9 protein-coding genes are annotated in these 12,505 nt (G+C 56.8%); 8 read left to right on the plus strand and 1 reads right to left on the minus strand.

Annotation, left to right across the window (positions count from 1 at the left end; translation table 11 throughout):
* Positions 1-7 precede the first annotated feature (7 nt).
* Positions 8-1,003: a hypothetical protein gene (locus ABNH18_RS09760; protein WP_349382630.1), complete on the plus strand. Its 996-nt coding sequence runs from the start codon at positions 8-10 to the stop codon at positions 1,001-1,003.
* Positions 1,004-1,124: 121 nt separating this feature from the next.
* Here the strand turns inward: ABNH18_RS09760 and ABNH18_RS09765 are convergent, their stop codons facing one another.
* Positions 1,125-4,004, minus strand: a complete 2,880-nt coding sequence (locus tag ABNH18_RS09765) for an EAL domain-containing protein (protein ID WP_349382631.1) — start codon at positions 4,002-4,004, stop codon at positions 1,125-1,127.
* 177 nt (positions 4,005-4,181) lie between these two features.
* On the opposite strand from ABNH18_RS09765, the gene uvrD reads away from it, so the two are divergent.
* The 7 genes from uvrD (at position 4,182) to ABNH18_RS09800 (ending at position 12,505) form a co-directional block, all read left to right on the plus strand.
* Positions 4,182-6,344 (plus strand): DNA helicase II, encoded by a 2,163-nt coding sequence (gene uvrD / locus ABNH18_RS09770; RefSeq protein WP_349383254.1) that lies wholly within the window; start codon positions 4,182-4,184, stop codon positions 6,342-6,344.
* Positions 6,345-6,487: 143 nt separating this feature from the next.
* The gene (locus ABNH18_RS09775) at positions 6,488-7,636 is read left to right on the plus strand and encodes a TRAP transporter substrate-binding protein (RefSeq protein ID WP_349382632.1); all 1,149 of its coding nucleotides are present in this window, start codon (positions 6,488-6,490) and stop codon (positions 7,634-7,636) included.
* A gap of 220 nt (positions 7,637-7,856) precedes the next feature.
* Positions 7,857-8,711, plus strand: coding sequence for a sugar phosphate isomerase/epimerase family protein (locus ABNH18_RS09780; RefSeq protein ID WP_349382633.1), 855 nt, complete (start codon positions 7,857-7,859; stop codon positions 8,709-8,711).
* Positions 8,712-8,721: 10 nt separating this feature from the next.
* Positions 8,722-9,747 carry a fatty acid desaturase gene (locus ABNH18_RS09785; protein ID WP_349382634.1) on the plus strand — a complete coding sequence of 342 codons (1,026 nt, stop codon included), beginning with the start codon at positions 8,722-8,724 and terminating at the stop codon, positions 9,745-9,747.
* A gap of 9 nt (positions 9,748-9,756) precedes the next feature.
* Positions 9,757-10,632 carry an ABC transporter permease gene (locus ABNH18_RS09790; protein WP_349382635.1) on the plus strand — a complete coding sequence of 292 codons (876 nt, stop codon included), beginning with the start codon at positions 9,757-9,759 and terminating at the stop codon, positions 10,630-10,632.
* 16 nt (positions 10,633-10,648) lie between these two features.
* Entirely contained in the window at positions 10,649-11,686 is a 1,038-nt protein-coding gene (locus ABNH18_RS09795; protein ID WP_349382636.1) for an ABC transporter substrate-binding protein, read from the plus strand.
* Between the two features lie 21 nt (positions 11,687-11,707).
* Positions 11,708-12,505 carry an ABC transporter ATP-binding protein gene (locus ABNH18_RS09800; RefSeq protein ID WP_349382637.1) on the plus strand — a complete coding sequence of 266 codons (798 nt, stop codon included), beginning with the start codon at positions 11,708-11,710 and terminating at the stop codon, positions 12,503-12,505.

Raw genomic sequence — 12,505 nt, forward strand, 5'->3', positions numbered from 1 at the left:
GCGAAAAATGGCGGGCAATAAACAGGAAGTGGCAAATCGTTTACTGGATGGGCTGGTCGATTATCTGTTGGCGCGCCTCTCGCCGGAACAGCTCGATTCACTGGTGGTTGAGGAGCTCGACTACGTGCTTGAGCGGGCGGCGGGTTATTCCCTGAACCAGTGGGTGCAAGCCGAGCAGGTGTTTGCCACGGCGCAGAAATACGCGGTGCAGATGGATATCAGCGGCGCGATTCCCGAGCTGGTGGGCGATATGGTGGAGCGGTTTTATGACCACGCCATTCAGGGCGAGCGCACAGTAGAGGATGTGGTAGACGAGGCCGTGGTGATGGCGCTGTTAGACAAGGCGCTGGAGATTCCCCTGTCGCGGCAAGGTATGGCCTGGCTGGGGCGTAACCCGGTGCTGTTGGCCTTGCTGGCCGGCGGTGCGCAACTGGGGCTCAAGACGTTGCTGCATCAGGGGCTGCCCGGTCCCCTGCGTAGCCAGTTGAGCAAGCGCTTGCCGGAACGCTGGTTGGCCAGCCTGGAGGCGCGACTGCAAGAATGGTTGTTGCGTCGCACGGAGCAATTGTTGAGTGATCCGTACCTGTATCGTGACGATAATCTGGATGAGTTGCGCGAGCTGGTGAAGGTGGGTTGGCAGGACTTTTCCCAGCGCCCGGTGGCGGACCTGAAGGAGCTGGTCAGCAGCGAAGATATTCAGGAGCTGTTCGTGATCGTGTTCGAGTATTGGCGGGACCTGCGCCACACGGATTACTTCAATGCCATGCTGGAAGCGGGCGTGCAGGCGTTTTTCGATAAATATGGTGATACCAGCCTCACTGGCCTGCTGGATGAGCTGGGCGTCACCCGCGAGCTGATGCTTGATGATGCCCGCCGCTTCCTGCCGCCAGTGATGGCCAAGCTGCAGAGCGAAGGGCTGCTGGAGGCGTGGTTGCGTCGGCATCTGGAAGGGTACTTTCAGGCGGAGCAGACCCTCAAGCTGCTGGAAGCGGACAGTGAATAATGAACCGTGAACAGCGACGCGATTAGCGTGCGTTGTTCTTGCAAACAAAGAGGCCGCGTCCAAACCCAGGACGCGGCCTCTTTCGTTTGAAGAGCCGTAGCGTATGTAGCCCCACAGGCGATTAACTATCCAGCGCTTTTCGATACGCCTGCGTATGCAGCAATTCCAGTAATTCGTTTTCCGGCACCGGGCGGCTGATCAGGTAGCCCTGGATGCTGTCGCAATGCATATCGCGCAGAATGCTCAGGTGATCTTCGGTTTCTACCCCTTCGGCGATCACGTTCATCTTCAGGCTGTGGGCCATGTCGATGATGGCGCGGGTAATGGCGGCATCGTCCGGGCTCTTGTCCAGATCCATGATGAAGGAGCGGTCGATCTTCAGGGTGTCCACCGGGAAACGCTTCAGGTAACTCAGTGACGAATAGCCGGTGCCGAAATCGTCCAGCGCCAGCTCAATGCCTCGGGTACGCAGTTGCTGGAGCAGTTCGATGTTCTGCTCCATGTCTTCCATGATCAGGCTTTCGGTGAGTTCCAGTTCCAGCAGGTGCGGGGGTAATTCGGTGGTGGACAGTACCCGGTCCACGATTTCCGCCACGTTACCTTTGCGGAACTGGTGGGCTGACAGGTTCACAGACACGCAGATATTGCCCAGCCCCTGTTTGTACCACTTGTGGGCCTGGCGGCAGGAGCGCTCCAGCACCAGCTCGCCGATGGCGGAAATTAGCCCGGTTTCTTCGGCCAGGGGAATGAAGTCCGCTGGGGGCAGCAGGCCCATGGTGGGGTGCTGCCAGCGTACCAGCGCTTCCACCGAGGTAATGCGGTTGTTGGCTAGCTCCATTTTTGGCTGGTAGTGCACCACGAACTCGTTCTTGAAGATTGCCTTGCGCAGGCTGGTTTCCAGGGCCAGCTGTTCCACCGATGCTACGCGCATGTTGCTGCGGTAGAACTGGAAATTATTGCCGCCGCTGCGTTTGGCCTGATACACCGCCATGTCGGATTGGTTGATCATGCTCTGGGCTTCTTTAGCGGTATCCGGGAACAGGCTGATGCCGATGCTGGCACCCAGCAGCAGTTCGTGGCCGTCAATCAGGAACGGCTTCTTCATGGCGTTGATCAGTTTCTGGCACTGCTGGCTGATGCTGCCTTCGCCACCGTGATTTTCCAGCAACAGAGTGAATTCATCGCCGCCCACCCGAGCCAGGGACTCTTCGCCGCCGGCATGCTGGGCAATGCGCAGGGCGGCTGCTTTAAGCAGGCGGTCACCGATTTCATGGCCCAGGGATTCATTGATGGGCTTGAAGCGGTCCAGGTCGATCATCAGCAGTGCTACCTTTTCCCGGTTCAGGCGGGCCAGGGTCAGCGATTTGTGCAGATGCTCGCGGAACTGGGTGCGGTTGGCCAGGCCGGTAAGGCGGTCGTAGTTGGACAGGAACTGTAATTGCTGCTCGGTTTCCTTGCGGGTGGTCAGGTCGGAAATCATCCCCACATAGCGGATTACCCGTTTTTGTTCGTCACGCACGGCGCTCATTTGCAGCCATTCAGGGAACATTTCGCCATTGCGGCGGCGTTCGCTGATTTCCCCTTCCCAGAAGCCGTTCTCTTGTAGAGCGGTGGTAATGCTCAGGTAGGTGTCCCGGTTCGGGTGGGCCTGTTCTTCTTCGAGGATGCGCCGGCCGATGACCAGGGACTCGGAATACCCGGTGATCTGCTCGAAGCGCGCATTCACGGCAAGGAAGCGGAATTCGTGGTCGAGGATGAAGATGCCTTCCGGGGCATTTTCGAACACGGTGGCCGCCAGTCGCTGTTGTTCTTGGGCCTGGCGGTCATCAGTAATGTCTCGGCGGGTGCCTATCATGCGGGTGGCGCGCCCTTCTGTGCTACGCGACACCACTCGGCCTTCGTCTTCGATCCAGCGCCAACTGCCGTCTGCGTGGCGCAGCCGATAGACTGCGTGATAGCGGCTATCATTGCCCTTGAAGTGCGCCACCATGGCTTCGCGGATGCGCGTCAGGTCATCGGGGTGGACCAAGGTCTCCAAATCACCGAAGAAGTTCTTGAAGTAAGCACTGTCGTAACCCAGCAAGCGGTCGAAGTTGGTGTGGTAGTTATGCCCGGTGTCCAGCATCCAGTCCCACAAACCAATGTTGCTGGCTTCCAACGCTAGCTCTAATCGTTCACTGGTGGCGGCCAGCGCCGTGTTGGTCTCGCCCAGTGCCTGGGTGCGTTCCTGCACCATGCTTTCCAGGCGCTCGTTGGTTTCCTGCAACCGCTGGCGGGCTTCCTTGCGCTCATAGATTTCCTGCGCCAGTTTTTCGTTCAGGGCTTCGGCGTCGCTGCGGGCCCGGTTCAGGTAGTCGATCAGGGAGCGATTGCTGGCTTGCAGCATCATTGCCTGGTGGCCGGTGCGGTTGATGCGGCGGGCAGCGACCAGGAAGAACAGCCCCAGCAGCGATATCAGCATAACCAGGGGTAACGGATGGTTCTGTTGGGTTTCAGCCAGGCGGGCTACGGCTGGGCCCAGCAGCATCACCAGGTACAGGAACACGGTGGGGAAATAGCTGCTGTAGGCGGCCAGCGCCATGACACTCAGCCCCAGACCCAGGCAGGCGCAAACCAGCTGGGCGGACAGCATCTGCGATGAGAATAGGGTTTCCAGGGGGTTGAATAAGTATCCGGCCATGCCGAGCAGTAGCGGTGTGGACAAGGCCAGGCCGGAGAGCATGCGGCGGCAGAACGGCATGGTTTCCTGCGCATCAAGGCGGCGACGGCAATAAGGCAGAACCAGCAAGCGAGCGATCTGTATCGCCGCGATCACACCCAGCCAGATCAGCAGGGGCTGATGGGCGATCGGGGTAAACCAGTACGTCCACACCAGGGTAATGGCTGCGGCACTTTCCAGCAGCAACAGGGCGGCGATGCCGCTTAGCAGCAATTGGCACTGTTCATTAAGTACACCGTTGAACGGTGGTACTGACTGGGATGCTGGAGACTGCGAAGACACCGTGAATGCTTCCTCTGGCGTGGGAGCCGAGTGTTTTTTTATTTTACAGTTTACCCACAGGTTGGCGGCGAAGGAAACCGGCTTTAGTGGGAGTGTGAAGGAAGGCCCCGGCGCAGGGCAAAATTGCCTTCCCCGGCAGGCATCACCGGCGAGGACATTCTGCTAAACTTTCGCGCCATGGATGATGTGACTTCCCTTATTGATGGCTTGAACCCGGCCCAGCGCGATGCGGTGGCTGCCGATGACCGACATTTGCTGGTACTGGCGGGGGCCGGTTCCGGTAAAACCCGGGTGCTGGTGCACCGTATTGCCTGGCAGATTGCTACCGAGCAGGCTTCGCCGTTTGGCATTCTGGCGGTGACCTTTACCAACAAGGCCGCCGCGGAAATGCGCGGGCGTATCGAGCAGCTGCTGGATATGTCCGCCGACGGCATGTGGGTGGGCACCTTCCACGGCATTGCTCACCGGTTACTGCGGGCTCACTGGCAGGAGGCGGGGCTTCCTCAGGGCTTCCAGATCATTGATGCGGATGATCAGATCCGCCTGATCAAGCGGGTGAGTAAGGAGCTGGGGCTGGATGAACAGCGCTGGCCGGCCCGCCAGGCCACCTGGTTCATCAATGGCCAGAAGGATGAAGGGCTGCGCGCCCGGCATATGGACGCCAGCGGCGATTTGTTTGCGCTGACCATGCAGAAGATCTACTTCGCCTATGAAGAAGCCTGTGAGCGTGGCGGCCTGGTGGACTTCAACGAAATGCTGCTGCGGGTGCTGGAGCTGTTCCGCGATAATGATAGCCTGCGTGGCCACTACCAGCGCCGCTTCCGACACATCCTGGTGGACGAATTTCAGGATACCAACAGCATCCAGTACGCCTGGCTGCGGTTGCTGGCGGACGAGAACAACGCGGTCACCATCGTGGGCGATGACGACCAGTCCATTTATGGCTGGCGTGGCGCCAAGATCGAGAACATTCACAAGTTCAGCCGGGATTTCCCCGATACCCGTACTATTCGCCTGGAACAGAACTATCGCTCCACCGGCACTATTCTGAAAGCCGCCAATGCGGTGATCGGCAACAACAGCGACCGGCTGGGCAAGGAGCTGTGGACCGAGGGAAGCGATGGCGACCCGATTCGCCTCTATTCCGGCTTCAATGAAGTGGACGAAGCCCGCTTTATCGCCGGGCGCATGGATAAGCTGTTCCAGGAAGGCACCGCGCGCTCGGAAATGGCCGTGCTTTACCGTTCCAACGCCCAGTCGCGGGTGCTGGAAGAGGCGTTCCTGCAAGCGGGTATTCCTTACCGCATTTATGGCGGCCAGCGCTTCTTCGAGCGGGTGGAAATCAAGAATGCCCTGGCGTACCTGCGATTGCTGAGCCATCGCGATGCGGATGCCGCCTTTGAGCGGGTGGTGAATACGCCGACCCGGGGCATCGGCAACAAGACCCTGGAAACCCTGCGTGAAGTGGCCCGCCAGCGTAATGTGTCGTTGTGGGCGGCAGCCCAGGCGCTGGTTGGTGAGCAGTTGCTAACGGCCCGTGCTACCAATGCGCTGGCCGTCTTTTTGAATTTGGTGGCGCAACTGGAGCAGCAGTGCGAGGGCTTGTCGCTGGCGGAAACTACTGAGCATGTGATTGAAGCTAGCGGCCTGCTGGAATTTCATGGCAAGGAAAAAGGCGAAAAGGGTCAGCAACGGTTGGAAAACCTGCGCGAACTGCTTTCTGCTACCCGAGAGTTCGGTGACGAGGACGAAGACTCGGAGCTGGATAGCCTCACAGCCTTCCTGGACCATGCGGCGCTGGAATCCGGTGAAGGGCAGGCCGATGCCCACGAAGACGCGGTGCAGATGATGACCCTGCACTCGGCCAAGGGCCTGGAGTTCCCCGTGGTGTTTATCACTGGTATGGAAGAGGGCTTGTTCCCGCATAAAATGTCCAGCGAAGAACCGGGCCGGTTGGCGGAAGAGCGCCGGCTTTGCTACGTGGGGCTGACCCGCGCCATGCGAGAGCTGTACCTGACCCACGCGGAAAGCCGGCGTTTGTACGGCAACGAGAACTGCAATCCGCCGAGCCGTTTTCTGCGCGAAATTCCTGCTGAGACGCTGGAAGAAATCCGCGCCCGGGCCGGCTTCAGTCGGCCCATGGGCGGAGCGGGCAGGCCGGTTCGCGAAACCGAGTCCAATGGCATCAACTTGGGGGCGCGGGTGCTGCACCCGAAATTCGGTGAAGGCACGATATTGCACTTTGAAGGGCAAGGGCCGAATGCGCGCCTGCAAATCAATTTCGATGACGCTGGCACCAAGTGGCTGGTCAGCCAGTACGCTCGATTGGAAGTGATATAGGGCCTGTGGCCCGCTTGATGCTAGACGCCTGATGCCTGACGCTGGAAGAAAGACCGTCGGGCATTGGGCGTTCAACGTCAGGCCGTAAACAATAACCCGAAAGCGGCAGAGCACTGTGCCGCCCATTATCGGAGGAAATCCCATTGGATCGCCGTAAATTTGTTTCCGCCCTGGGTTTGGGGTTGGGCGGCCTGGCGTTGGCCGGCTGTGAAAAGAAAGATTGCCCGCCCACAGAGGGCGCAGCAGCGGCAGCGCCTGAGCCAGAAAAAAAGGCGCCGAGGCAGCAAACCTACGAATGGAAAATGGTTACCACCTGGCCGAAGAACTATCCGGGGCTGGGGGCGGGCGCCAACCGCTTCGCCAAACGGGTGGAAGAAATGTCCGCCGGGCGGATCAAGATCAAGGTCTATGGTGCGAAAGAGCTGGTGCCAGCCTTTGAAGTGTTCGATGCCGTACGCCAGGGCAGCGCGGAAATGGGCCATGGCGCGGCCTATTACTGGAAGGGCAAACACCCGGCCACGCCGTTTTTCACCGCCGTGCCTTTTGGGCTCACCGCTCAGGAAATGAACGGCTGGTTGCACCACGGTGGCGGCCAGGAGTTGTGGGATGATCTGTATGCCCAGTTCAACCTGAAGCCGTTTGCCTGCGGCAATACGGGCACGCAGATGGCGGGTTGGTTTAACAAGGAAATCAACAGCATCGAAGACCTGAAAGGGTTGAAGATGCGCATGCCCGGCCTGGCCGGCGAAGTGCTTGGTAAGGTGGGCGCCACCCCGGTACAGCTGCCCGGTGCGGAAGTCTTTACCTCCCTGCAAACCGGTGCCATTGATGCGGCGGATTGGGTTGGCCCTTATAACGACCTGACGTTTGGCCTGCAGCGGGTGGCGGAGTATTACTACTACCCCGGCTGGCAGGAGCCCGGCCCGACGCTGGAGCTGACCATTAACAAGAAGGTGTGGGAAGGGTTGCCGGCAGACCTGCAGGCGATCATCCGTTACGCGGCCCAGTCAGAAAACCAGGACATGCTCGACGAGTACACCGCCCGCAACAATGCGGCCTTGGATGAGCTGGTTAACAAGCACGGCGTGAAACTGCGACGGTTGCCTGATGATGTACTCAAGGCGTTGAAAGAGGCCAGCGATGAGGTGATCGAGGCGCTGGTGGCCGGTAATAAGGAGGCGCGCAAAGTCTATAACTCCTATCGCCGCTTCCGGGATGAGTCCTTGCAGAGCATGGCCGTGGCGGAGCAATCCTATCTGAACGTGCGGCAATCCTTGTCTGATCCTGCCTGATCCCATAGTGGTGGCGCGAGGCCACCGCTATGCCCTGCCATGATGGTGCGGCTGCCTTGATTCTGGGCAGTCGCTGCCGATCCTGTCTGAACCCCTTAATAAAATAATCGGGACTAATCAGTGGCTTGGCGTCTTTCTTTGCGTAATTAAATATTGGCATGCATGTTGCTTTGACACGTATATATGACGAAAAGTCGACGTCTGTATACGGGAGTTATCAATGCAGCTTGCACATTTTAAGACGCTCTGGGGTCACGAGGGATCCCTTGAAGAGGCGGTTAGCCTGGCGTTGGACGCAGGGTTTGAGGGGCTCGAGGCCCCTTGCCCAGAGAACACAGAGAGTCGCGATCAGCTGGGCCAACAGCTGGCGGACGGCAACCTGCAATGGATTCAGGAAATCTGCACTGCAGGCAGTTACGTGCCGCGACGGGACGCCACGCTGAACGAGCATCTGGACGACTTCGAATCACAGCTGCTGGCGGGCAAGGCGATCGGCGCCCGGTTCGTGAATGTGATGGGCGGCTGCGATGCCTGGCCGATCAGCGACAGCGTTACCTTTTTTGGCCGGGCAAATGACATTGCACAGCGCCATGGAGTGCTGGCCAGTTTCGAAACCCATAGAGGGCGAAGTTTTTTCTCACCCTGGAATACCGTTGCCATCCTCGAACAACTCCCTGAGTTAGCCGTTACCTGTGACTTTAGTCACTGGGCGGTGGTGTGTGAGCGTCAGCCGGATGTGGAGTGGGACTGTATTACCCGGGTTGCCACACAGGCGCACCACATTCACAGCCGCGTGGGGTACGACCAGGGGCCACAGGTGCCTCATCCGGGAGCGCCGGAATATCAATCGGCACTAACGGCGCACCAGCGTTGTTGGGAGGCGGTGTGGGAGTCCCAGCTGGCCCGAGGAATGGAAAGTACCAGCATGACGCCTGAATTTGGCACCGATGGTTATTTGCATTTGCTGCCCTATACCCAGGCGCCGGTGGCAGATTTGTGGGCGCTAAACCGCTGGATCGCCGAGTGTGAAATGGCCCATTTCGACAACTGGAAAATGGCCAACAAGCAAGGCTGAGGAGAGAGTAATGAACCCGGTAGTCACGTTGAAAAAATCCCTGCGGCATGAAGACGGTCTGTGGCCGAATTTGGCTGTGCTGGCGTATATCCTGGTTAGCTACATCGGCGGATGGTTGTTGATGGCGCAGGCGGGCTGGTTACTGCCTGTTCTCGGGGTGCTCAGTTGTGCCCACGGAATGATTATCGCCGCCTACTTGATTCACGATTGCGCACACAATGCGTTGTTCAAAAAAGTGGAACACAACGCAGCGTTGGGCAAGGCACTGAATTGGGTTGCGGGAGGATGCTACGGAACCTATGAAGACCTTCGCTACAAACATATGCGCCACCATGTGGATAACGCCGACACCATTGCCTTTGATTATCGTGCCTGGTTAAAGGCGCGCCCAAAAATGGAAAAAATGGTATTCGCGCTGGAGTGGATGTACATCCCGGCAGTGGAATACATGATGCACGCAGTGCTGATGGCGGGTCCGTTCCTGGGCTATGGCAACCGGGAATTACGCATGCGCACGGTTAGGGTCATGGTGGTTCGCCTTGGCGGATTGGCATTGCTTTCGCTATGGAGTGTTAAAGCGGTGCTGCTTTACATCCTCGCCTATGCAATCGTGATGACGGTGTTGCGTTTCTTCGATGCGTTTCAACACAACTACGAAATCATTGCGATTCTGGATGACGCGAAAGCGGTCCTGCCCTACAAGGGAAATCGCGAATATGAAGAAGATAATACCTACACCAACCCTGTCTCGCGGCGTTGGCCACGGCTGAACCTGCTGGTTTTGAATTTCTGCTATCACAATGCTCACCATGCAAAGCCCACCCTCCCCTGGTACAAGCTTCCGCAGCAGCACCTGACCATGTATGGCGATATGAAAGAGAAAAGCTTACCACTGCTTGCGCAGGTGCGTAGCTATCACCGTTACCGATTGCAGGCTGTTTATGCAGAGACCTACGGCCAGGTGGCTGTTCCGGATGCCATTCGAGATGGTAAGGCGGTCCCGGTTTATGGCCTGAGCTTTTTAACCGCATTTTGAGGGTGTGCCATGACTGTCATTGCTGATATTGAAAAAGCGAAAAGTGAGCCGGTACCCGCTGTGAGCCGGAATATAAAGCGAAGACGTAAACCCTGGTTGGATTATGGCCAAAATCTGCAATGGAAAAGTCGTTTGCTGATTGGCCTTTCGGGATGGATGGTTTTTTTGCTGGGTTGGTACCTGGCGGCAAATGTAGATTTGGCGCCAGAGAGACTGTTCCCGAGTCCGGAAGTGGTGATGTCATCCCTTTGGGATTTGTTTGCGGAAGAAAATTTTGGCAGCGATGTGCTTTCCAGTATCCGACGTATTGCGGTGAGCTTTTCGCTGGCGGTTATGGTCGCACTTCCTCTGGGTATGCTGATGGGGTCTTTTGCAAAAATTGATGCCCTGTTGAATCCACTGTTAGGTGCGTTTCGGTACCTTCCTGCGCCAGCTTTCATTCCTCTTTTGCTGATGTGGTTGGGGACCGGTGACGCTCAAAAAATTACGCTTCTGATGATTGGCGTGGTGTTCTTTTTGGTCATCATGTTGGCCGATGTAACCCGCCAAGTTCCCTCCGACTTTATAGAAACAGCGAAAACCTTGGGGGGAAGCCGAAAGGCCATTATGTGGACAGTGGTGTTAAGGCAGTCCTTGCCCGGTTATGTGGATACCTGCCGGCAGATGCTGGCAGTGAGTTGGACCTACCTGGTCATTGCCGAGATTGTTGCTGCGTCTGATGGCATAGGAGCCATGATGATGCGGGCAAAACGGTTTGTTCATGTGGACGACATCATGGCAGGAATCGTGACGATTGGATGTTTGGGTTTGCTGTTTGATACGGCATTCAGGTTGTTGTATCGCGTTTGTTTTCCGTACCTGAAAAAGCACGCCAATGAAAACTGAAGTTGAGGGTTAAACCATGAAAAAACTACTCTGTTTAAGCGCTCTATTAGGTTGTCTGTTTTCCTCATTTTCCGTCCAGGCAGATGAGGTAAAAGTATCTTTGTTCTCATGGCCAGGCTATGGGTTTTGGTTTATTGCGAAAGAAAAAGGCTTTGTGGAGGACCTGGAGCTTGACCTAACGATTATTGAGGATCCTTACGAGAGCTTCTCGTTAATGAGTGCAGGGGTACTGGATGTGACATCCAGTACCGGGGAATACGGCCCCATCGCGGCAGATAAGGGGGTGCCGATCAAGTTGGTGACTTACACCAACCCTTCCTATGGCACAGACAAAATTATCCTCGCTCCCGGCATTGAAAATGCCAGCGACCTTATTGGCAAATCCGTTGCGGTGTTAGAAGGTGGATTGACCCAGATTTTTATGGGGATATGGCTTGAGGAGCAAGGTGTTAGCTTCGATCAGGTTAATTACACCAATTTGATTATGGATGACGCCGTGGGTGCCTTGGTAGGTGGTGATGTGGCCGCCGCTGAATTTTGGGAACCCTTTGGCTCCCATGCGATGGCAGCGTTGCCCGATGCCAAAGTCGTTGCTTCTTCTGCTGAAGAGGGCTGGATTGAGACGGCATTGCTGGGGGACGGCATGTACATGAGCGATCAGTTCATGGAAGAAAAGCCAGAGTTGGCGACAAAAACTCTGAAAGCGTATTTCGATGCTGTGCAATGGTGGAAAGACAATCCCAAAGAAGGCAATGAAATCATTGCTAATGGCCTTAACTTCCCGATTAAAGATGTGGAAAAGGTACTGGGGACCACCGGTGAAATTTACAAAGGTGGAATCTGGGCATTTGATGCTCAGCAAGCAGGGCGATTCATGGGGGTGATCCCCGGTGAATTACCGCTCGGGCAGAAAAATGGTCAGATTTATGAGCATTGGGATACCACGACCAAGTGGTGGCTGAAGTTTGGCATGGTTGATGCGGCCCATGAGATGGATAAGGGCATCAATCTTGAGCCGATGAAAGCCCTATTCTCTGAAGCAGCTAACCAGTAATCCGCAATGGGAGGATCCATCATGAAACAACGATCGCAAGGTTTGCAGGTGAGTGGCGTTAGCAAGGTGTTCCATACGGCACGGCATACCAGCAGAGTGGCATTGGACAACGTGTCACTTGCTCTGCCCGCCGGTGAGGTTGGTGTTCTGCTGGGTCCTTCGGGTTGCGGTAAGTCCACGCTGCTAAGGATGGTGGCCGGTCTGGAAGCGCCCAGTCGTGGACAGATTGTGTTGAATGAACAGCCCGTGGACGGGCCGGGGAAGGAACGTGGCATGGTGTTCCAACGCTACACCTCCTTTCCCTGGTTAACAGTCCGTGACAACGTGGCGTATGGCTTGTCCATCAATGGCGATGGCGCCAGCATGCGAGAAGGAGTGGTCGATTACTTTCTGGATGCGGTGCGTTTATCTGATGTGGCTAACAGCTATCCCCATGAACTTTCCGGTGGTATGCAGCAGCGCGTGGCGATTGCTAGAACGCTGGCCAACCAGCCGCAGTTATTGCTCATGGACGAGCCTTTCGGGGCGCTTGACCCTGAAACCCGTTGGCAGATGCAGGCGTTGTTGCAGCAAGTGGTAAAAAAGGAAAAGACCACGGTGCTGTTGGTCTCCCACGACATTGAAGAAGCCATCTATCTGGGGGACCGTATTTTCTTCCTGTCCAGTCATCCTGGCAGGCTGCGTGAGGAAATAATTCCTGAGTTCAAAAGCACACTCCCGGCTGGAGACCGGGAGGCCATGCTGGCGTCGCCAGCCTATCGGGAGATGGAGTTGAAAATACGCAGAATGATGAGCGAAGAAAAACCCCAGGCTGCTTGA

It is taken from the genome of Alcanivorax sp. (genome assembly GCF_040118815.1).
Classification (GTDB): Bacteria; Pseudomonadota; Gammaproteobacteria; order Pseudomonadales; family Alcanivoracaceae; genus Alcanivorax.

Excerpts from the sequence above, each read along its gene's own strand:
- ABNH18_RS09780 (WP_349382633.1), top strand. The coding sequence starts at position 7,857 with ATGCAGCTTGCACATTTTAAGACGCTCTGGGGTCACGAGGGATCCCTT.
- ABNH18_RS09795 (WP_349382636.1), top strand. The coding sequence starts at position 10,649 with ATGAAAAAACTACTCTGTTTAAGCGCTCTATTAGGTTGTCTGTTTTCC.
- uvrD (WP_349383254.1), top strand. The coding sequence starts at position 4,182 with ATGGATGATGTGACTTCCCTTATTGATGGCTTGAACCCGGCCCAGCGC.
- ABNH18_RS09800 (WP_349382637.1), top strand. The coding sequence starts at position 11,708 with ATGAAACAACGATCGCAAGGTTTGCAGGTGAGTGGCGTTAGCAAGGTG.
- ABNH18_RS09790 (WP_349382635.1), top strand. The coding sequence starts at position 9,757 with ATGACTGTCATTGCTGATATTGAAAAAGCGAAAAGTGAGCCGGTACCC.
- ABNH18_RS09760 (WP_349382630.1), top strand. The coding sequence starts at position 8 with ATGGCGGGCAATAAACAGGAAGTGGCAAATCGTTTACTGGATGGGCTG.
- ABNH18_RS09785 (WP_349382634.1), top strand. The coding sequence starts at position 8,722 with ATGAACCCGGTAGTCACGTTGAAAAAATCCCTGCGGCATGAAGACGGT.